The organism is Myceligenerans cantabricum (assembly GCF_054777735.1).
In genome coordinates this window covers 1-20,167 of sequence record NZ_BAAHAJ010000005.1, presented here as the reverse complement: position 1 = coordinate 20,167, position 20,167 = coordinate 1, and the positions used below count along the sequence as shown (strand labels likewise).

At 71.6% G+C, this 20,167-nt stretch carries 17 protein-coding genes; 12 read left to right on the top strand and 5 right to left on the bottom strand.

The features are described 5' to 3' along the window. Positions 1–12 precede the first annotated feature (12 nt). Both ACYU96_RS04940 and rplQ read left to right on the top strand, forming a co-directional pair. Positions 13–1,032 (top strand): DNA-directed RNA polymerase subunit alpha, encoded by a 1,020-nt coding sequence (locus ACYU96_RS04940; RefSeq protein WP_460749728.1) that lies wholly within the window; start codon positions 13–15, stop codon positions 1,030–1,032. Positions 1,033–1,105: 73 nt separating this feature from the next. Then, positions 1,106–1,627 carry a 50S ribosomal protein L17 gene (gene rplQ / locus ACYU96_RS04935; RefSeq protein ID WP_460749725.1) on the top strand — a complete coding sequence of 174 codons (522 nt, stop codon included), beginning with the start codon at positions 1,106–1,108 and terminating at the stop codon, positions 1,625–1,627. 78 nt (positions 1,628–1,705) lie between these two features. Here rplQ and ACYU96_RS04930 read toward each other — a convergent pair whose 3' ends face one another. After that, entirely contained in the window at positions 1,706–2,464 is a 759-nt protein-coding gene (locus ACYU96_RS04930; RefSeq protein WP_460749723.1) for an ROK family protein, read from the bottom strand. A gap of 79 nt (positions 2,465–2,543) precedes the next feature. Between ACYU96_RS04930 and truA the strand changes: the two genes are divergently transcribed. Next, positions 2,544–3,425, top strand: coding sequence for a tRNA pseudouridine(38-40) synthase TruA (gene truA, locus ACYU96_RS04925; protein WP_460749720.1), 882 nt, complete (start codon positions 2,544–2,546; stop codon positions 3,423–3,425). A 16-nt stretch (positions 3,426–3,441) separates the two neighbouring features. Here the strand turns inward: truA and ACYU96_RS04920 are convergent, their stop codons facing one another. After that, positions 3,442–3,855, bottom strand: coding sequence for a DUF5709 domain-containing protein (locus tag ACYU96_RS04920; RefSeq protein WP_460749718.1), 414 nt, complete (start codon positions 3,853–3,855; stop codon positions 3,442–3,444). A 274-nt stretch (positions 3,856–4,129) separates the two neighbouring features. Here ACYU96_RS04920 and rplM point away from each other — a divergent pair, with 274 nt between their 5' ends. From rplM to ACYU96_RS04900, 4 genes are all read left to right on the top strand, one after another. Then, on the top strand, positions 4,130–4,579 hold the full coding sequence (gene rplM, locus ACYU96_RS04915; protein WP_460749715.1) for a 50S ribosomal protein L13: 450 nt from the start codon (positions 4,130–4,132) through the stop codon (positions 4,577–4,579). A gap of 43 nt (positions 4,580–4,622) precedes the next feature. After that, positions 4,623–5,111 (top strand): 30S ribosomal protein S9, encoded by a 489-nt coding sequence (rpsI, locus tag ACYU96_RS04910; protein WP_460749713.1) that lies wholly within the window; start codon positions 4,623–4,625, stop codon positions 5,109–5,111. Between the two features lie 120 nt (positions 5,112–5,231). Continuing rightward, positions 5,232–6,596, top strand: a complete 1,365-nt coding sequence (gene glmM / locus ACYU96_RS04905; protein ID WP_460749710.1) for a phosphoglucosamine mutase — start codon at positions 5,232–5,234, stop codon at positions 6,594–6,596. 107 nt (positions 6,597–6,703) lie between these two features. After that, positions 6,704–7,390 (top strand): DedA family protein, encoded by a 687-nt coding sequence (locus ACYU96_RS04900; RefSeq protein ID WP_460749707.1) that lies wholly within the window; start codon positions 6,704–6,706, stop codon positions 7,388–7,390. An 11-nt stretch (positions 7,391–7,401) separates the two neighbouring features. Here the strand turns inward: ACYU96_RS04900 and coaA are convergent, their stop codons facing one another. Next, positions 7,402–8,385 carry a type I pantothenate kinase gene (coaA, locus tag ACYU96_RS04895; protein ID WP_460749704.1) on the bottom strand — a complete coding sequence of 328 codons (984 nt, stop codon included), beginning with the start codon at positions 8,383–8,385 and terminating at the stop codon, positions 7,402–7,404. A 78-nt stretch (positions 8,386–8,463) separates the two neighbouring features. Here coaA and glmS point away from each other — a divergent pair, with 78 nt between their 5' ends. Continuing rightward, the gene (glmS, locus tag ACYU96_RS04890) at positions 8,464–10,377 is read left to right on the top strand and encodes a glutamine--fructose-6-phosphate transaminase (isomerizing) (protein WP_460749701.1); all 1,914 of its coding nucleotides are present in this window, start codon (positions 8,464–8,466) and stop codon (positions 10,375–10,377) included. Between the two features lie 31 nt (positions 10,378–10,408). Here glmS and ACYU96_RS04885 read toward each other — a convergent pair whose 3' ends face one another. Both ACYU96_RS04885 and ACYU96_RS04880 read right to left on the bottom strand, forming a co-directional pair. Beyond that, positions 10,409–10,759 (bottom strand): holo-ACP synthase, encoded by a 351-nt coding sequence (locus ACYU96_RS04885; RefSeq protein WP_460749699.1) that lies wholly within the window; start codon positions 10,757–10,759, stop codon positions 10,409–10,411. After that, positions 10,756–11,805, bottom strand: coding sequence for an LLM class F420-dependent oxidoreductase (locus ACYU96_RS04880; RefSeq protein ID WP_460749696.1), 1,050 nt, complete (start codon positions 11,803–11,805; stop codon positions 10,756–10,758). Before ACYU96_RS04880 ends, ACYU96_RS04885 begins: the two co-directional genes overlap by 4 nt. 127 nt (positions 11,806–11,932) lie before the next feature. Between ACYU96_RS04880 and ACYU96_RS04875 the strand changes: the two genes are divergently transcribed. The 4 genes from ACYU96_RS04875 to ACYU96_RS04860 form a co-directional block, all read left to right on the top strand. Beyond that, a complete protein-coding gene (locus tag ACYU96_RS04875; protein ID WP_460749693.1) occupies positions 11,933–13,603 on the top strand; it encodes a bifunctional ADP-dependent NAD(P)H-hydrate dehydratase/NAD(P)H-hydrate epimerase in 1,671 nt (556 codons plus the stop codon). Positions 13,604–13,758: 155 nt separating this feature from the next. Next, positions 13,759–14,079 (top strand): hypothetical protein, encoded by a 321-nt coding sequence (locus ACYU96_RS04870; protein WP_460749690.1) that lies wholly within the window; start codon positions 13,759–13,761, stop codon positions 14,077–14,079. 201 nt (positions 14,080–14,280) lie between these two features. Then, complete coding sequence (locus tag ACYU96_RS04865; RefSeq protein WP_460749687.1) at positions 14,281–16,665, top strand: helix-turn-helix transcriptional regulator; 2,385 nt, start codon at positions 14,281–14,283, stop codon at positions 16,663–16,665. Positions 16,666–17,098: 433 nt separating this feature from the next. Continuing rightward, on the top strand, positions 17,099–20,167 hold a 3,069-nt coding region (locus ACYU96_RS04860; protein ID WP_460749684.1), incomplete at its 3' end, for a choice-of-anchor G family protein.

Here is a 20,167-nt window from a genome sequence, read left to right as displayed (position 1 = left end):
AGGACACCCACAGTGCTTATCGCACAGCGACCCACGCTGACCGAAGAGGTCATCTCGGAGTACCGTTCCCGGTTCTCCATCGAGCCGCTCGAGCCCGGCTTCGGCTACACGCTCGGCAACTCGTTGCGCCGTACGCTGCTGTCGTCCATCCCGGGCGCGGCCGTCACCTCCATCCGCATCGACAACGTGCTGCACGAGTTCAGCACGGTGGCGGGCGTGAAGGAGGACGTCACCGAGATCATCCTCAACATCAAGAACCTCGTGGTCTCCTCGGAGAACGACGAGCCCGTCGTGATGTACCTGCGCAAGCAGGGCACCGGCGTGGTCACCGCCGCGGACATCGTGCCGCCGGCGGGGGTCGAGGTCCACAACCCCGACCTGCACATCGCTACGCTCAACGAGAAGGGCAAGCTCGAGATCGAGCTGACCGTCGAGCGGGGCCGTGGGTACGTGTCCGCCGCGCAGAACAAGTCGTTCGACGCGGAGATCGGCCGCATCCCGGTCGACTCGATCTACTCGCCCGTCCTCAAGGTCACGTACAAGGTCGAGGCCACCCGAGTCGAGCAGCGCACCGACTTCGACAAGCTCATCGTCGACGTCGAGAGCAAGTCGGCCATCGCGCCGCGTGACGCGCTCGCCTCGGCCGGCAAGACACTCGTCGAGCTGTTCGGCCTTGCCCGTGAGCTGAACGTCGAGGCAGAGGGCATCGAGATCGGGCCGTCGCCCACGGACACCGCGCTCGCCGCGGACCTGGCGCTCCCGATCGAGGAGCTCAACCTCACCATCCGGTCGTACAACTGCCTCAAGCGCGAGGGCATCCACCAGGTCGGTGAGCTCGTCGCGCGCAGCGAGGCGGACCTGCTCGACATCCGCAACTTCGGTGCCAAGTCCATCAGCGAGGTGAAGGAGAAGCTCGCGGAGCTGAACCTGAGCCTGAAGGACTCGCCCCTGGACTTCGACTCCGGGGCTAGCTACTTCAGCGGTGACGACGCGGCGCCCAGCTACAGCGGCGGCGACGAGCAGTCGTACTGACACCCGCACCGCAGGCGCGTCCCGGGCGACCGGACGCGCCGCGGCGGCGGTACATCCCTAAGGAGCACATGCAATGCCTACCCCTACCAAGGGTGCGCGTCTCGGCGGTAGCCCGGCTCACGAGCGTCTGATCCTCGCGAACCTGTCCACCGCGCTGTTCGAGCACGGCCGCATCACGACCACCGAGACCAAGGCGAAGCGCCTGCGCCCGCTGGCGGAGCGTCTCATCACCTTCGCGAAGAAGGGTGACCTGCACGCGCGTCGCCGGGTCCTGCGCGTCGTCCGCGACAAGGGCGTGGTGCACACGCTGTTCACCGAGATCGCGCCGACCATGGCCGAGCGTGACGGTGGCTACACGCGCATCACGAAGATCGGTGCCCGCAAGGGCGACAACGCGCCGATGGCCGTCATCGAGCTCGTCACCGAGCCGGTGAGCCCGAAGCAGGCCGTCGTCAAGGAGGCCACGAAGGCCGCCGAGAAGGCCGCTCCGGCCGAGCCCGAGGTCGAGGAGACCCCGGAGGCTCCGGCCGCGGAGGCCACCGCCGAGGCGACCGAGGCCCCGGCTGAGGAGCCGGAGGAGAAGAAGGAGGCCTGAGCCCCCTTCCTCCCTCACAGGAGCCCCGCCGCATCCCCGATGTGGCGGGGCTTCGACGTCGGTCGCCGGGCCCGTGCGTCACGTCTCCGGGAGGTCCCAGGCGCGGGCGCCGCCGACCAGGCCCGCCGAGTTCGGCACCACGACGACGTCGTCGCCCAGCCGGGCCAGTGCCGCCGGCGTGATGTTGCGCGAGTTTCCCCCGCCAAGGTACAGCCGGTCCCAGAGGAACACCGGCCGGAGCCCTTCGACCACGTTCACCACGCGGCGCGACCAGAGCCCGTCCCCGAGCCGGCGGCGTTCCGGCTCGCCGACGTACTCGTCGTACGTGAGGCTGCGGCGGATCGGCGCGCGCGACCACTCGAGGTGCGGAGCCAGCCGACCGCCGTGGAAGTGCGCGGACCCCAGGCCGGTCCCGAGGGTCAGCACCAGCTCGAGCCCGGAGGCCGCGACGACGCCGGCACCGTGCACCTCGGCGTCGTTCAGCACGAGGGCCGGCATTCCGAGCCGGTCCGCCACGGCGGCCTGCATGTCGAAGTTCGCCCAGGCCGCGGCCAGCACCGGGTCGACGCGGGAGCGCGGCCCGGACCGCGTGACGTAGTGCGGCGTGTGGACGACGACGCCGCTGCGGACCATTCCCGGCATGCCCACCGTGGTACGCCGTGCCCCGGGGAGGTCGGCGGCGATCTTCGCGATCACGTCGACCAGCAGCTCCGGGGCGAGCGGGTACGGCGTCGGCACGCGGACCGGTTGCGCGTGGGCGGTGCCGGCGGCGTCGAGCACGGCGGCCTTGATCCCGCTGCCGCCGCAGTCCACGGCGAGCGTCAGAACGTCGTTCACGCCTCGAACGTTACGCCCGAGCGGGACGGTCACGGCTGGGGACCGCGGGCCGGTCTGGCCGGGAGGGGACAATGTCATCGTGGACGACTGCATCCGGATCAGGCTCGACCTCGCCTACGACGGCACCAAGTTCGCGGGCTGGGCGCGACAGCCCACGCAACGCACCGTGCAGGGCGTTCTTGAGGACGGGCTCGCGCAGATCCTGCGGACCGAGCCGCTGGGGCTCCCCGCGCCGCGCCTGACCGTCGCCGGCCGTACCGACGCCGGCGTGCACGCGCGGGGCCAGGTCGCTCACCTGGACGTCCCGGTGAGCCGGTGGGAGCAGATGCCCGGACGCTCCGACCGTTCCCCGGGTGACGCGATGGTGGCGCGCCTGGCAGGCGTGCTGCCCGCAGACGTCGTCGTGCACGGTGCAGCGCTCGTGCCCGCCGGGTTCGACGCCCGGTTCTCTGCCCTGCACCGCCGCTACACGTACCGCATCGCCGACGACGCCGGCCACCGCGACCCCCTGCGCCGCACCCACGTGCTGTTCAGCCGCAAGCCGCTCGACGTCGAGGCCATGGACGCGGCCGTGCGCCCGCTCGTCGGCCTGCACGACTTCGCGGCCTACTGCAAGCCGCGCCCCGGCGCGACGACGATCCGCGAGCTGCTCGACGTCGGCTGGGACCGCCCCGGCTCGGGGAGCGACGACGGTCTCGTGGTGGCGCGCGTCGTCGCGGACGCGTTCTGCCACAACATGGTCCGCGCCGTCGTCGGCGCCTCGATCGCCGTGGGGGAGGGCCGGCGTCCCGTCGAGTGGCCCGCCGCGCTGCTCGCCGGCCGGAAGCGGGAGGCGGGGGCCGCCGTCGTGCCGCCGCAGGGGCTCGTCCTGGAAGAGGTCGCCTACCCGGGCGACGGCGAGCTCGCCGACCGCGCTGAGCGCGTCCGCGCCAAGCGGATGGACGAGGAGGTGCTGGGCTAGCCCCTCCTCTCCCTCCTCACGGCTCCTCGACCCAGTGGACCGCGGCCTCCTCCGCGCTCGCGCCGGCGCCGTCGATGCCGGCGTCGTCGCCGTAGAGGTCGTTCTGGCGGTGGCCGTCCTCACCGGGGTCGGCGTCGTCGTCGGCGACGAGCCGGCCCGAGCGGGACGAGTCCGGGCGGGTGAGCGGGTCACCCTCCCAGTGCTCCGGCTCCTCCTCCGCGAGGCGCTGGTCGAGGGGCTCCCCCTGGGACTCCTCCCACGCGGTCTCGCCCCAGTGGTTCTTGCGGGGGAAGTCCGGCGGGGAGTAGCCCTCGTCCAGGACGTCCGGGGTCCCCCGGTCGACCAGCGTGTCGGCCTGTTGCAACTGATCTGTGTCGCCCTCGGCGCCGTACTCGGGATCCGGCGACGTGGCGGTCGTGTCGCCACTCATGCGTCTACGGTGACACATCAGGCGCTCACAGGCGAGGGGGTGGCGAACGCCACGTGTCGCGTTCCGGGCAGATGGCCGGTTCGCTTTGACCCTGCTCGGAACGCCCGGGTATTCTGGGTCGTCGTTGTGCTATTTCTCCGACGTCCTGCACCGGCAGCGCCCCACTCGTGTGCCGATGTCTGGCCCGGACGTCACCTGAGCTCCCGCGCACAATGACCCTGACTCATCGGGCGCCGCTTCTCGCCCGACGACACCGAACAGAAGGTTACGAACCGTGCGTACGTACACCCCCAAGCCCGGCGACGTCCAGCGTGACTGGCACGTCGTCGACGCGACCGACGTCGTCCTGGGCCGGCTGGCCTCCCAGGTCGCCACCCTGCTGCGCGGGAAGCACAAGCCGACCTTCGCTCCGCACGTCGACGGCGGTGACTTCGTCATCGTCATCAACGCGGAGAAGGTTGCTCTCAGCGGCAAGAAGCGCGAGAACAAGATGGCGTACCGCCACTCCGGCTACCCGGGCGGCCTGACCGCCACCCCGTACGGCGAGCTGATCGAGAAGAGCCCGCGCAAGGCGATCGAGAAGGCTGTCCGCGGGATGATCCCGAAGACGACGCTCGGCCGCGACCAGATCAAGAAGCTCAAGGTCTACGCGGGTGCCGAGCACCCGCACGCGGCGCAGCAGCCGAAGCCTTTCGAGATGACCCAGGTTTCGCAGCAGGCCTGAGGCCGCTGCCGGATCGCAACGCTAAGGACGCGAGGAACACACAGTGGCTGAGACCACCGTCGACACCGAGCTGGACGAGACGACGCCCAGCAATTACACGAGCGAGTCGGTTGCCCCTGCGGCGACGGGCGGCTCGTCTCTCACCGCCCCCGGCCAGGCCGTCGGGCGCCGCAAGGAGGCCGTGGCGCGCGTGCGCCTCGTGCCCGGCACCGGCCAGTGGAAGATCAACGGCCGCACCCTCGAGGAGTACTTCCCGAACAAGGTGCACCAGCAGCTGGTCAACGACCCGCTGAAGCTGGTCGAGGTCGAGGGCCGTTTCGACGTGATCGCACGCATCAACGGCGGCGGCAGCTCCGGCCAGGCCGGTGCGCTGCGCCTGGGCATCTCCCGTGCGCTGAACGCGATCGACGCCGAGTCGAACCGCCCGGCCCTCAAGAAGGCCGGCTTCCTCACGCGCGACGACCGTGCGGTCGAGCGCAAGAAGGCCGGTCTCAAGAAGGCCCGCAAGGCACCGCAGTACAGCAAGCGCTGACCACGGTCACGCTCCTGGTGGCCCCGCACGGCACTGCCGTGCGGGGCCGCTGCGTTTCTCACCTGCCCCTGCGACCACTAACCTTGGTCGCACATCTTTCAGCACGAGGGGACATGACACATGGCCAGGCTGTTCGGCACCGACGGCGTGCGGGGTCTCGCCAACCGCGATATCACGGCGGAGCTGGCGCTCTCGCTGGGGAGTGCCGCGGCCCGGGTGCTGACTGCCCAGGGCGAGATCCTGGGCCCGCGCCCGCGTGCGGTGGTGGGACGCGACCCGCGCGCGTCCGGTGAGCTGCTCACGAACGCCGTCGCCGCGGGGCTGGCCTCGGCCGGGGTCGACGTGATCGACCTCGGCGTGCTGCCGACCCCGGCGCTGGCATACCTGGTCAGCGAGCTGGATGCGGATCTGGGCGTCATGATCTCGGCATCGCACAACGCGATGCCGGACAACGGCATCAAGTTCTTCCAGCGGGGCGGGCTCAAGCTGGACGACGCCGTCGAGGACGCCGTCGCCGCCGTGCTGGACGAGCAGTGGGAGCGTCCCGTCGGGGCCGGCGTGGGCCGCATCCGGCTCGACCCCGGGCTCGCCGCCGCGGAGTACGTCAAGCACCTCACCGCGAGCATCGGGACCACGCTGGAGCACCGCCCGCTCGAAGGGCTGCGGATCGCGCTGGACTGCGCGAACGGCGCGGCCAGCGAGGTGGGGCCGCGGGCGCTGCGGGACGCCGGGGCCGATGTCGTGGTCATCAACGCCAGCCCGGACGGGCGGAACATCAACGAGAAGTGCGGGTCCACGCACCCGGAGCAGCTGCAGGCCGTGGTCGTGGCCTCGGAGGCGGACTTCGGCGTGGCGTTCGACGGCGACGCCGACCGCTGCATCGCCGTCGACCACACGGGGGAGATCGTCGACGGCGACCAGATCCTCGGCATCCTGGCGACCGCCCTGAAGGACGAGGGCAGGCTGCCGAGCAGCACGCTGGTCGTGACAGTGATGTCGAACCTCGGCCTGATCCTCGCGATGCGGGAGGCAGGGATCAGCACCGTGCAGACCGCCGTCGGCGACCGGTACGTGCTCGAGGAGATGCGGGCCAGGGGGTACGGCCTGGGCGGCGAGCAGTCCGGTCACATCATCCTCGCGGACCATGCGACGACGGGCGACGGCGTGCTGGCCGCGCTGCACCTCGCGGCGCGCGTGAAGGCCGTCGGCCGGCGGCTCGGCGAGCTGGGCGCGGACATCTCCCGCCTGCCGCAGACGCTCGTGAACGTGAAGGACGTGGACAAGACGCGCGCCGGGACCGACGACACCGTCAAGGCGGCCGTCGCCGCCGCGGAGGAGCGCCTCGGTGGCACGGGCCGGGTGCTCCTGCGCCCGAGCGGTACCGAACCGGTGGTCCGCGTCATGGTGGAGGCCGGGACCCAGGAGCAGGCGGACTCGGAGGCGGAGCGGCTGGCCACCACGGTCCGCGCCTCGCTCGCCCTCTGATCGGGCGCGGTTCTCGCGGACGGGACGCGGTTCCCGCCACCCTGGGAGGCCGAATCAGGGTCGGACCCTGGTGACAGTCAGGGTGGCGCGCTGCGTACTCTTGGCTGGTGCTGCTCGAACCGATCTTCGCCTTCCTGGAAGCCCTGGAGCTCTGGGTCCTCGACCTGGCCGCGTCGCCCTGGGTGTACGCCGCCATGTTCGGGTTCGCGACCATCGACGGTTTCTTCCCGCCGCTGCCCAGCGAGTCCGTCGTCATCACGCTGGCCATCTCGGCGCACAGCATCGGGGTCCCGTGGCTGCCGCTGGTGCTGGTGGTGGCCGCGCTGGGGGCCTGGTGCGGGGACCTGATCGCCTACCGGATCGGCAGCGTGATCGGCACGGAACGGATACCGTTCCTGCGCTCGGCGAGCGGGCGGCGGGCCGTGGCCCGCGCGGACCGGTTGCTGGAACGGCGCGGGGCGTCGTTCATCCTGGCGGCGCGCTACGTGCCGATCGGACGCGTCGCCGTGAACATGACGGCGGGAGCCGTGGGCTATCCGTGGCGCCGGTTCGTGACCATCGCGGGGATCGCCTCGGTGATGTGGTCGCTGTACTCGGCGGGCATCGGGATCCTCGCGGCGACGTGGCTCGGGCACGAGCCGCTGCTGGCGATCGGCATCGGGATCGTCTTCGGGATCTCGGCGGGCTTCGTCATCGACAAGGTCGTGATGTGGTTCCACCGGCGCCACCTGGACCCGGACGATCCGCACGAGGACTCGGGCACCACGACGTCCGCTCCGCAGAAGGTGGTGTGAGCGGTCGTCCGTCAGAGCTTGCGGAGGCGGACCCGCTGGACCTTGTGGTCCGCACCCTTCGTGAGGACCAGCGTCGCGCGGCCGCGCGTGGGCAGGATGTTCTGCTCCAGGTTCGGCGCGTTGATGGACTCCCAGATGGTCAGGGCCCGCGTGACCGCGTCCTCGTCGGACAGGTCCGCGAACTTGCGGAAGTAGGACTCCGGCCGCTGGAACGCGGTGCGCCGCAGCTGCTTGAAGCGGTCTACGTACCACTGGCGGATGTTCCGGGTGCGGGCGTCCACGTAGATGGAGAAGTCGAAGAAGTCGCTGACGGCGACCGTCGACTCGTCGACGGCGGACGGGCGCGCCGGCTGGAGCACGTTGAGGCCCTCGACGATGAGGACGTCCGGCTTCCGGATCACCACCTCCTCGCCGGCCACGATGTCGTAGATCGTGTGCGAGTAGAGCGGGGCGCGCACCTCCTCCTGCCCGGCCTTGATGCGGGACAGGAAGCGGATCAGGGCGCGCCGGTCGTACGCCTCGGGGAAGCCCTTGCGCTCCATGAGGCCGCGCCGCTCCAGCTCGGCGTTCGGGTACAGGAAGCCGTCCGTGGTGATGAGCTCGACGCGCGGCGTGGAGGGCCAGCGCGCCAGCATCTCGCGCAGGATGCGCGCGGTGGTCGACTTCCCCACGGCGACCGAGCCGGCGACACCGATCACGTACGGGGTGCGCGGCGGCTGCTCGTGCAGGAACGCCGCCGTGGCGCCGTGCAGCCCGGTCACCGCGTTGACGTAGAGGTTCAGCAGCCGTGACAGCGGGCGGTAGACGGCGTCGACCTCGTCGAGGTCGATCGGGTCGCCGAGCCCGCGCAGGCGATCGACGTCGGCGTCGGTCAGGGGGAGCGGGGTGGAGGCGGAGAGCCGGCTCCATGCTGCTCGGTCGAGGTCCACGTACGGTGACGCGGGCACCGGCGACAGCAGGTGCTCGTGAATCGTGGTCGAAGACTGGTGTGCCACCGCACGATTCTGCACCACGGAGCCGGGTGCCCGTGCACCCGCGCAGGGGTGTCACGGCTCCGGGCTAGACTCGCGGCCATGTGTGGAATCGTCGGATACACGGGGCTGAAGGACGGCGGAGCGGGCCGGCGGAGCGGTGGCGGCGGGGACGGGGACGCGGCCGGGTCGACGTCGCCGCTGGCGGTCGCCCTGGAAGGGCTGCGCCGGCTCGAGTACCGCGGCTACGACTCGGCGGGTGTCGCCCTGGTCGGTCCGGGGATCGACGGCGTGGCCGCCGCGAAGAAGGCCGGAAAGCTCGCCAATCTCGTGGAGGAGCTGGACCTGCGTCCGCTCCCGGAGGCGACGTCGGCGATCGGTCACACGCGCTGGGCGACGCACGGCGGACCGACGGACGCGAACGCCCACCCGCACCTCGCCGACGGCGACCGGCTGGCCGTGATCCACAACGGCATCATCGAGAACTTCAGCGAGCTGCGCGCCGAGCTCGCCGGCGACGGCGCGGAGTTCCGCTCCGAGACGGACACCGAGGTCGCCGCGCACCTGGTGGCCCGGGAGTACCACGCGACCGGCGACCTCACGCGTGCCATGGCGAGCGCCGCGCGGCGCCTCAAGGGCACCTTCACCCTGCTCGCCGTGCACGCGGACGAGCCGGAGCAGGTGGTCGGCGCGCGGCACGACTCGCCGCTGGTGGTCGGGCTCGGCGACGGCGAGAACTTCCTCGGCTCGGACGTGGCGGCGTTCATCGCGCAGACGAAGGAGGCGATGGAGCTCGGCCAGGACCAGGTGGTGACCATCACGCCGACGTCGGTCGCCGTGACCGACTTCGCGGGGAACCCGGTCGAGGCCAAGCGCTACACGGTGGACTGGGACGCGGCCGCCGCAGAGAAGGGCGGCTTCGACTCCTTCATGGACAAGGAGATCCACGACCAGCCGGAGGCCGTGGCGGACACGCTGCGCGGCCGGACCGACGCGGCCGGGAACCTCGTCCTGGACGACCTGCGGATCGAGGAGTCGGTGCTGCGCACGGTGAACAAGATCATCGTGATCGCGTGCGGGACCGCCGCCTACTCGGGGCACGTGGCGAAGTACGCGATCGAGCACTGGTGCCGCATCCCGGTCGAGGTGGAGCTCGCCCACGAGTTCCGGTACCGGGACCCGATCGTGGACGAGAAGACGCTCGTGGTCGCCGTGACGCAGTCCGGCGAGACCATGGACACGCTCATGGCGGTGCGGCACGCACGCGAGCAGGGTGCGAAGGTCGTCTCGATCGTCAACACCCACGGCTCGACGATCCCGCGCGAGTCGGACGCCGTGCTGTACACGCACGCCGGGCCGGAGATCGCCGTCGCCTCCACCAAGGCGTTCCTGGCACAGATCACCGCCGCCTACCTGCTCGGGCTGTACCTGTCCCAGCTGCGCGGGAACAAGTTCCCCGACGAGATCGCCTCGCTCCTGGACGATCTGCGTGCGATGCCGCGCAAGATCCAGACCGTCATCGAGCGCGGCGAGTACGTACGCGCCACGGCCCGCTCGATGAGCGCCAGCGACAAGGTGCTGTTCCTCGGCCGGCACGTCGGCTTCCCGGTGGCGCTGGAGGGCGCGCTCAAGCTCAAGGAGCTGGCGTACATCCACGCGGAGGGCTTCGCGGCGGGCGAGCTGAAGCACGGCCCGATCGCGCTGATCGACGAGGGACAGCCGGTGTTCGTCGTCGTCCCGTCGCCGCGCGGGCGGGACTCCCTGCACTCGAAGGTGGTCTCCAACATCCAGGAGATCCGGGCGCGCGGCGCGCGCACGCTGGTCATCGCGGAGGACGGCGACGACGAGGTGCGCAAGTACGCGGACGAGATCTTCTGGATCCCGAAGGCGCCGACCCTGCTGCAGCCGCTGCTCGCCGTCGTCCCCTTGCAGATCTTCGCGATGGCCCTGGCCACTGCCAAGGGCCTGGACGTCGACCAGCCCCGCAACCTCGCGAAGTCGGTCACGGTGGAGTGAGCGGAAGGCGGTGTGGCCGCCTTCCGCCCTCTCAGCCTTCCGCGATGACCATCGCCGAGCTGATGCCCGCGTCGTGCGAGATGGTGAGGTGCCAGTGGCGCACGCCCAGCTCGGCCGCGCGGGCCGCGACCGTGCCGCTGAGCTCGACCTCCGGCGGCCCGCCGACCACCCGGTGCACGGTCGCGTCGTGCCAGCGCAGGCCCCCGGGGGCGCCGAGCGCCTTGGCGATCGCCTCCTTCGCGGCGAACCGTGCCGCGAGGGACGACGCCGGCAGGTCCCGCTCGGCCGGGGTGAACAGCTTCTCCCGGAGCCGTGGCGTGCGCTCCAGCGTTGCCATGAACCGGTCGACGCCGACGACGTCGATCCCCACCCCGACGATCACTGCAGCTCCGGGATGACCTGCTTCTCGAACAGCTCGATGCCCGACTGGTCGTAGGCGGCCTCGAGGAAGTACGTGATCGCGTACGTCATGCCGAGCCCTTCGACCGTCCGCAGCTTCTCGACGATCTGCTCGGGGGTGCCGGTCAGGTAGCCGTCCCGCCACACACCGATCTCGTGGTCGGCGCGCGTGGGCGCCCACCGGCGCAGATGGTCCTCGATCCAGCGGAGCTTGTCCTCGACCTCCCGCTCGGTCTCGCCGATCACCGTGTTGTAGTTGGCCGACCGCGTGATCTCGCCGAAGTCGCGGCCCAGGGCGTCGCAGTGCCCCCGCAGCACCGAGGACTTGTGCGCGAATCCCTCCGGGGCGCCCACGAAGTTCGTGTACTGCGCGTGCTGCGCGGCGATGCGCAGGGTCTTCTTCTCACCGCCGCCGGCGATCCACAGCGGGATGCTCGGCACCTCGGCGCCGCCGTCGCCCACCGCGAGCCGCTGCAGGGGCTGCGGGTAGCAGCGGGCGCCGTCGACCTGGTACCGCGTGCCCTCGAACGTGCCGGACGATCCGGTACGCCACATGTTCGCCATGATCTGGACCCCCTCGTCCAGGGCCCGCAGCCGCTCGCCCGCCGACGGGAAGCCGTAGCCGTAGGCGCGCCACTCGTGCTCGTACCAGCCGGCGCCGATACCCATCTCGACGCGGCCGCCGGAGACGGCGTCGACCGTGGAGGCCGTCTTGGCGAGGTAGGTGGGCTCGCGGTAGGCCATGCACGTGCACATCTGCCCCAGTCGCACCCGCTGGGACGCCGCCGCGAAGGCCGCCATGAGCGACCACGCCTCGTGCGTGGCCTCCTCGGTGGGTTCCGGGACGGTGTGGAAGTGGTCGTAGACCCAGGCCGAGGTCCACGCGAAGTCGCCGCCGGGCACGGCCTCGCCTGCCGCCTGGTTCTCGGCCCGGTGCAGCAGCGACAGCATCGTCGACCACTGGTCCTCGGGGGCGATGTCCACCAGGTCGAGCCGCCAGCCCTGCGGGATGAAGAGTCCGAATCGCATGCCCCTGAGCCTAGGAGGTCGTGAGGGCAGGTGTCGCCCGCTGTCCACAGGGCCCGCGGGGCGTTCCCGCATCCGGGTCGATGCCTTACCCGGATGCCTTACCCAATCGTGATAATCAACAGGCATCATGGGGCCCGTGATCGAGGCATGGACGGCAGATGAGATTCGTGCGGCGGAGAAGCCGCTGCTCGACGCGGGAACTCCGCTCATGGGACGGGCGGCCCGCGCGCTCGCCCGAGCGGCGCTCGCGGACGTCGCCGGGCGGCGCTCCGCCGGCGAGGCCGCGCCGCGCCCCCGGCTCGGGGGCGCCCTCGGGTCCGACGGGCTCGCGGGTCCTGGACGCGTCCGCCCGGCCCGCCGGCGCGCCGGCGGGCGGAGCGGGGCGCTCGGTGCGCGTGCGGTGCTGCTCGTCGGAGCCGGGAACAACGGCGGCGACGCCCTCTTCGCGGGCGCCCACCTGGCGCGGTCCGGCATGCGGGTCACCGCGGTGCTCGTCGCCACCACCGTGCACGCCGAGGGGCTCGCCGCGCTCGAGGAGACCGGCGCCGAGGTGGTCGCGCGCTCCGAGCTCCGGGTCCCTGCCGTCGTCGAGCAGGTGGAGGCCGCCGACGTCGTCGTCGACGGGCTCGTCGGTGTCGGCGCGCGCGGCGCCCTGCGGCCGCCGGCCGGCGGCATCGTCCGCGCGCTCGTGGAGTCGCGGGCTGCCGCCGAGGCGGCCGGGACCCGGTGGCCGTGGGTGGTCGCCGTCGACGTCCCCAGCGGTATCGGGGTCGACGACGGGTCCGTGCCCGGTCCGGTCCTCCCCGCCGACCGGACGGTCACGTTCGGTGCGTACAAGCCGGGGCTGCTCCTGCCGCCGGCCGCCGCTCTCGCCGGGGTCGTCGAGGTGGCCGACGTCGGGCTCGGGCCCGCGCAGGGTCAGGAGCTGTCGAGCACGCTCCGCATGGAGGGCGCCGACGTCGCCGCCGTGCTGCGCGTCCCCACCCCGCGCGACCACAAGTACACGCGCGGCGTGGTAGGCGTCGTGGCCGGGACGGAGAAGTTCCCCGGGGCCGGTGTGCTCGCCACCGCGGGCGCGGTCCGGGCCGGCGCGGGCATGGTGCGTGCGCTCGGCCCCGTGAACGTGACCGACCGGATCATGATGCGGCATCCCGAGGTGGTCACCGTCGGTGGGCGCGTGCAGTCCTGGGTCCTCGGCCCGGGCATCCCGTCCGACGGGTCCGACGCCGGTCAGGACCGGCGGGTCTACGGCGCCCTGGCGGCGGTGACCGGGGTGCTGGACGTGGAGGTGACCGGTGGCGTCGTGCCCGCCGTCATCGACGCCGGCGCCATGGCGCTGCTGGAGCACCGGCTCCCCGAGATCGCTGTCCTCACGCCGCACGCCGGGGAGCTGGTGGAACTGATGCGCGGGCTGGGGCACGAGGTCGACCGGGCCGACATCGAGGCCGAGCCGGTGCGGTGGGCGCGCGCGGCGCAGCGCGCGACGGGTGCGACGGTGCTGCTCAAGGGGGCCGTCACCGTCGTCGCGGGGTCCGGGGCGACCTACACGCAGGCGGACGCGCCGGCCTGGCTCGCCACCGCGGGCGCGGGCGACGTCCTTGCCGGGGTGCTGGGGACCCTGCTCGCCTCGCGAGCCGACGACGTGCTCGCGGACCCCGCGCTGACGAGCCGGATCGCCGCGGCCGCCGTCGTGCTGCACGGGCGGGCGGCGGCGCTGGCCAGCGGCGGAGGGCCGGTATCGGCGTCGGACGTGGCGGATGCCGTGCCGCAGGTGATCGCGGAGATCCTGGCGGACTGACCCGCTCGGACCCGTCGCCGGGCCCGCGCGCCGTCCGGGCCTGGCGACGCCGCCCACGGCGCGGAACGACCCGCGCGCGAGTGCCTTGCTGGAAGTCGCGTCAGGAAACTTCGCGAAGTGCTGTGACATCCGTGTGGTTCGCGCGTCTTGTGTGCATGAGCATCGACGCGGAGTTCCAGTTCCACGAGATCATCGACAGCTTTGCCCGCCTGGACAGCCTTGCCCTCCGGGTCCAGGCGGAAGCGGTGGAGATCGCCGCGGAGAACGGCGACGCCGAGCCGACACGGATCGACGGGCTCACGGTCCACGTGACGCTCAGCGATGAACGCGCCGCGAAACGGCTGGTCACCCGGCACCGCCTCGTCCCCGGGCCGCAGCCGCCGCTCGCACTGAGCCGGTACTGGTGCGGTTGGCTTCCCGAGGCATCGCGCCTGGTGCCCGTCTCGGTCCAGCTGACGCTCGTCTCGGGTGGGTGAACGTCAAGAACAATTCCGGCAAGCGGCCATTAGTTTCGCGCGCATCACCTGTACAAACCAAGCAAGATCATATTTTCGTCATACACTCGCATCGCGCCCCCGGGAAAGTAGCCGTTGCCACAAATGAGGGGGTGGGTGCGCGTGAGGACACGGACGATATCGCGTCGGGTGCTTGATGCTGAGCCTCGACAGTCTTTCGTCATGGCTGCCGAGAATGTGCGCGAGATGGCACTTCACGGCCGGGACCGCGAGATGCGGACGATCGCCGGCGTGGCGGCCGAGATCGATCCTCGGACGCTGATGGTGGTGGGCCTGAGCGGTTCCGGGAAGACCGCCACCGTCATGAATGCGCTCCGCGGTCTCGGCCCGGACGTCCCGGTGCTCCGCGTGGCCCGGATCTGGTCCCGGCGCGCGCACGCGCGCTTCCTCGGCGACAAGGACCGCGCCGACCTCTCGGCGCTGGCCGCCGGTGCCGGTGACGCAGACCCCGGCCCCACGACCGGATTCTTCGAGAGCGTGACCGAGCACCTCGGCGGCAAGCTGCCGCACGTCGTGTTCGTCGACGACGCCGGCGTGCTGACCGAGGAGCGCCTCTCCTGGCTGCAGCGGCTGTCCGACGAGGCCCTCGTGCTCGACTGCCGGGTCGTCGTGGCCGCGGAGGAGCTCGTGCCCGGCGCGCTGCCGGACGAGCTGGACGTGCTCCGCCTCGGCCCGCTCGACGCGCCGGCGCTGCGCCGCTTCCTCACCGACGCGCTCGGTCTCGCCATCGCCTCCGACGTCGTCGAGCGCCTCACGTGGTGGAGCGAGGGGAACCCGCGGCTCGCCCTCGACCTGGCCCAGGAGCTCTCCGTGGCACAGCTGCGGGGCGGGGCGCTGTGGCACGGGCCCGACGACGTCGGCCCCGCCGCCCAGCGCACCTACCGGCACCTGATCGAGCAGCTCGACAGCGCCGACGCCGACCTCCTCGCGTCCTTCGTGCTGCGCCAGCCCGGCTCGAGCCTCGGCGAGGAGCCGTGGGACGGCGCGGCCGGGCTCGGGGAGGACCCTTCGCTCGCCCGCCTCGCCGAGCTCGGCCTCGCCGAGCACCGTGACGGAAGCTGGTTCGTGCGCCATCCTCTCGTCGCCGCCCACTGCGCGGAGCGGAGCGGCGCCGTCCGCCCCTCCGCGCCGTCGGCCGAACGCCTCGGCGAGGCCATGCTCCGGGGTCTGCACATGCAGGAGCTCAACCCGGTGCTGCGCGTCGGCCGGCTGTCCGTGGCCTGCCCGAAGAACCGTGCGCTGGCGTTCACGGTGTCGGTGCTGACCGGGCAGACGTGGGGCGTGCCGCGCGGGGGTGCCACGCCCGACGTCGGCGAGTGGGCCGAGCACGTCTGGTGGCGTACGCCCGGCGGGCACGACGGGCCGGTCCGCACGGCGGCGCGGCGGCTCGCGGCCGCGGCGCTCGCGGTCGAGGCCGAGGGAGTGGTGCACGACCCGGACCAGGTCCGTGCGGACCTGGACACGGTGGGCGAGACGCCCGGGCAGCACTGGCTCGGGCTGCACGTGCAGACCCGGATGCGGCTCATGCTCGGCGACGTGCCCGGCGCCCGCGCACTCGTGGCGGCGCACGTGGACGACGACGTCGTGGGCGCGGCCGAGCAGGTGGCGCGCAGCTTCACCGCGGCGATGGTCGGAGCGGTCGAGGGGCAGTTCCACGACGTGCGGCGGCACCTCGACGCGGTCCGCCGGCTGCGCCCCGGGTGCGACGGCTGGCTGGTGCTGCGCGGGCTGACGGCGCTCGCCGACGCCGCGATCGACGGCCGGGTCCCCGACGTGGGGGTGCCTGACGCCCTGGGGAACTGGTCGGCGCGCGCGGCGGCCGAGTTCGCGGCCGACGTCGGTGCCGCGCACCTGCTGCTCGGGCGTCCGCGGGAGGCGGTATCGCTGCTGGCGGTGTCCACGGAGCAGTGCCGGTGGCCGTACCAGTGCCCGGTCATGGTCCGGGCGGACCTGGTGGACGCCGCGGTGTCCGCGGGTGATGTGCAGGTGCTGCCCGCGGCCGCCGGGGACACGGCGGTGAGCGAGTGCGGTGCGGTGTCCGCGGACCTGCGTGCCGCGGCTGCGCGGGGTTCCGCGCTGGTGGCGGACGGGGACCGGGCGCTGGCGGCCTTCGACGAGGCGGTTCGCGCTTCCACGCCACCGGCCTCGATCCGCCAGCACGTGCGGACGCTCGTGGCCTACGGCCGGTTCCGCGCCGCCCGGGGCGACGCGGGCCTCGCGGTGGCCGCGTTCGACCGGGCCCGGACGCTGGCGCAGCTCGCCGGGCTGGCCGGCTGGACGCGGGGCATCGACACGGCGCAGACGGCGTCGGGCGGCGCGGTGGCGAGCAACCGGTGGGACGGGCTGCGCCGGGACGAGCGGACCATGGTGCGGCTCGCCCTGAAGGGCGCGACGAACTCGAAGATCGCGGAGTCGGTGTTCGTGTCCGAGCGCACCGTCGTGAACCGTCTGCGGCAGGTCTACCACCGCCTCGGCATCCGCGACCGCCGGGACCTCATCCGGCTCGCGGAGGAGTGCCCGCCCCAGTGGGCGGCGGCCGAGGGCTGAGAGGCCGACTCGCGTCGTTGCGGTGCCTCGCCGCTGCGCCCCGCCCGACACACGTCGCGCGGGGGCGCAAGGCGTCCAGCAGGGTGATGCCGGCGGCCCGGCGAGCGGGTATACCCGTTGCGTGATCATTCGGGTGAATGAGCGGCGTTCAGATCTGCGTCCCTTTCCCGGATGTCCGATGAAAGGTCGGAATGTTCCGGATTGGCTGCGGCTGAATTGCTATTGCGTGCTCTGTGTGCGTTGGACTGCGCTGCCCTGCGTCGGGGCATATCTGATGACAGAGCATGCATATGAGTGGCGCGTTGTGTTCGCTGACCGTGGGGCCTGTGAGTTTCGTGTGTCCCGTCGCCGTTCCCCACGCCGCCCAGACGGCGCAACCTGTGAGGAGTGAGTTCCTTTGAGGCGAACACAGTCGTCTTCCCAACCACACCGAATGCGAAGGCGTGCCGGGTGGCACCGCCCGGTCGCGATCGGGGCCGGTGCCGCGCTCTGCGTCGCCGGGATGAGCATGCCCGCGCAGGCGGCGCTCGACAACTACCCCGACGACCCCGCGGAGGCCGGGGCCAGCGTGCTGATGTCCGAGCTCATGGAGCAGGAGCTCGCCGGCGCGGCGACGTCGATGGCTGGCTGGGACACCGACCCGGGCCCCAACACCGAGAACCTGGACGTCGACCTGCTCGGGGCCCAGGTGCTACAGCTCGGTGACGTCGAGATCCCCGTGGACCAGCTCATGGACCTCGGACAGCTGGGGGCGCTCGCCAGCACCAGCGAGACCACGTCGCCGCTCGACGGCCACGCCGCCACCGGCGTGATCGGTCCCGACGGCGGGGTCACGATCGACGGGACCGCCGAGGGTGACTGGGGGACGACGTCGCTCGACCTCCTGGCACTCGCGGACACTGCCGGCGTGGGCGGGATCACCGACCTGGCCGTCGACCAGCTCGACCTCGAGCTCGGTGCGCTGGGCTCCGAGGTGATCGCCGAGGACGGCGTGGTCCTGGACCCGGACGGCGGGGTGACCGGCCCGGGGCAGTACGTCCTGGGTGACGCGTCGCTGCTGATGCACTCGCCCCTGATCGAGGACGCCGCCGCGGAGATCTATGATCTCGGCGGTCAGGTCGACACGGCGGTCGAGGACACGGTCAACGGACTCTTCGACGTCTCCGACCTGGTGGGTGCCCTGCCGGTGCCGGGGCTTCCTGCTCCGGACTGCTCGGTCGACTCCGACATGCAGGACACGATCGTCAATGCCGTGGTGGGTGAGCCGCTCACGTCGGCGAACCAGCTCGTCACCATCGACTTCTCCACCGGTGAGGCAGAGATCCACCTGGAGCATCTGGTCGAGGGCAACGATCCGTGGGCCGGTGGCGACGACGCGGGCATGAACGGTCTCGCGCCGAACTACGAGGTCATTGACGACCAGACATATCCGCAGATCGCCGAGGGCGTGCACGAGCTGATGGAGGAGGCCGTCCAGATCATGGCGACCGCCATCAACGAGTCGCTGAACGCCGTCTCGATCAGCTGCAACTGGTACCAGGAAGGTCCGCTCCCCGGCAACGTCATCGACGTGTCGTGGACGGTCAACCTGGCGGACGCCGCCAGCGGGGACTTCCCGCCGGTCGAGGAGAACTGCTCCGGTGCGGCCGCGAGCCTCGTCTGCACGGCGCTGGCCACGACGATCAACACCGCGGGCGGTGCGCTGACTCCGATCTTCGCGACCATCTACGACTTCCTCATCAGTGACGAGGGCGCCGAGGTGTTCGAGCTGCTGATCACCGATGTCAAGACGGGTCTGATCACGGAGACCATCGGCACCGCGCTGTCGCCGGTGTTCGACGTACTCACGCAGTTCGTCTCGCTCCAGATCAACCACCAGGAGACGACGACGTGCACCGGCGACGCCGGTGAGGCCGTCGACTCCCTCGAGGTCTCGGCGCTCTGGCTCGGCCTGGCGCAGGGCGACCTGGGCAGCATCGGACTGGGTAACTCCGGTGTCCGGTTCGACGCCTGCAACCTCGCCGCCATCGAACCGGTCCTCACGGCCGACCCGCCGGAGTTCCCGGCCGGCGACTGCACCGTGGTGACGGGTGAGGGCTACACGCCCGACTCGACGGCGACGGTCCAGCTGACGGACGCGGACGGCAACCCGGTGGGCGACCCGATCGTCGTCGACACGGACGAGAACGGGGCGTTCACCACGGACGTCTGCTCGACGCCGGACACGCCGCCAGGCGACTACACGGTCGTCGGGACCGACGACGAGACGGGAACCCCGGGTGAGGTTCCCGTCACCATCCTCCCGGCGCCGATCGAGCCGACGATCTCCGTCGACCCGACGGAGGTTGCTCCGGGTGAGTGCACGGTGGTGTCGGGTGAGGGTTACACGCCTGACTCGACGGTGACGGTGCAGCTGACGGATGCTGACGGTAACCCGGTGGGTGACCCGGTCGTGGCTGACACCGACGACGTGGGTGCGTTCACGGTGGACCTGTGTGTTCCGGAGGATGCTGAGCCGGGTGACTACACGGTGATCGGTACGGATGACGCGACGGACACCCCGGCGGAGGCTCCGTTGACGGTGACGCCGGGTGAGATCGATCCGTCGGTCTCGGTGGACCCGACGGAGGTTGCTCCGGGGGAGACCACGGACGTGACCGGTGAGGGTTACACGCCTGACTCGACGGTGACGGTGCAGCTGGTGGACTCGGACGGTAACCCGGTGGGTGACCCGGTCGAGGGCGTTCCGACGGACGCGGACGGCATGTTCACCACGCCGCTGGATGTTCCGGAGGATGCTGAGCCGGGTGACTACACGGTGGTCGCCACCGACGACGCGACGGACACCCCGGCGGAGGCTCCGTTGACGGTGACGCCGGGTGAGATCGATCCGTCGGTCTCGGTGGACCCGACGGAGGTTGCTCCGGGGGAGACCACGGACGTGACCGGTGAGGGTTACACGCCTGACTCGACGGTGACGGTGCAGCTGGTGGACTCGGACGGTAACCCGGTGGGCGACCCGGTCGAGGGCGTTCCGACGGACGCGGACGGCATGTTCACCACGCCGCTGGATGTTCCGGAGGATGCTGAGCCGGGTGACTACACGGTGATCGCCACCGACGACACGACGGACACCCCGGCGGAGGCCCCGCTGACGGTGACGCCGGGTGAGATCGACCCGACCATCGTCGCCGACCCGGCCGTGGTGGCGCAGGGGGACACCACGGACATCATCGGTGACGGGTACACGCCCGACAGCACGGTGACCGTCGAGATGCTCGACGCCGACGGCAACCCCGTGGGTGAACCGGTGACCGTGGCCACGGACGAGACGGGCAGCTTCGTGCTCCCCGCCGCGATCATGGAGGACACCGAGCCGGCTGAGTACACGATCGTCGGTACGGACGACACCACCGGGACGTCGGCGGAGACCCCGCTGACGGTGACGCCGGGTGCGGGTGAGATCGATCCGTCGGTCTCGGTGGACCCGACGGAGGTTGTC

Coding starts and splice junctions, on each gene's coding strand:
- rplQ (WP_460749725.1), top strand. CDS start 1,106: ATGCCTACCCCTACCAAGGGTGCGCGTCTCGGCGGTAGCCCGGCTCAC.
- ACYU96_RS04920 (WP_460749718.1), bottom strand. CDS start 3,855: ATGAGTGGCGACACGACCGCCACGTCGCCGGATCCCGAGTACGGCGCC.
- glmM (WP_460749710.1), top strand. CDS start 5,232: ATGGCCAGGCTGTTCGGCACCGACGGCGTGCGGGGTCTCGCCAACCGC.
- glmS (WP_460749701.1), top strand. CDS start 8,464: ATGTGTGGAATCGTCGGATACACGGGGCTGAAGGACGGCGGAGCGGGC.
- ACYU96_RS04880 (WP_460749696.1), bottom strand. CDS start 11,805: ATGCGATTCGGACTCTTCATCCCGCAGGGCTGGCGGCTCGACCTGGTG.
- ACYU96_RS04875 (WP_460749693.1), top strand. CDS start 11,933: ATGGGGCCCGTGATCGAGGCATGGACGGCAGATGAGATTCGTGCGGCG.
- ACYU96_RS04870 (WP_460749690.1), top strand. CDS start 13,759: ATGAGCATCGACGCGGAGTTCCAGTTCCACGAGATCATCGACAGCTTT.
- ACYU96_RS04865 (WP_460749687.1), top strand. CDS start 14,281: ATGGCTGCCGAGAATGTGCGCGAGATGGCACTTCACGGCCGGGACCGC.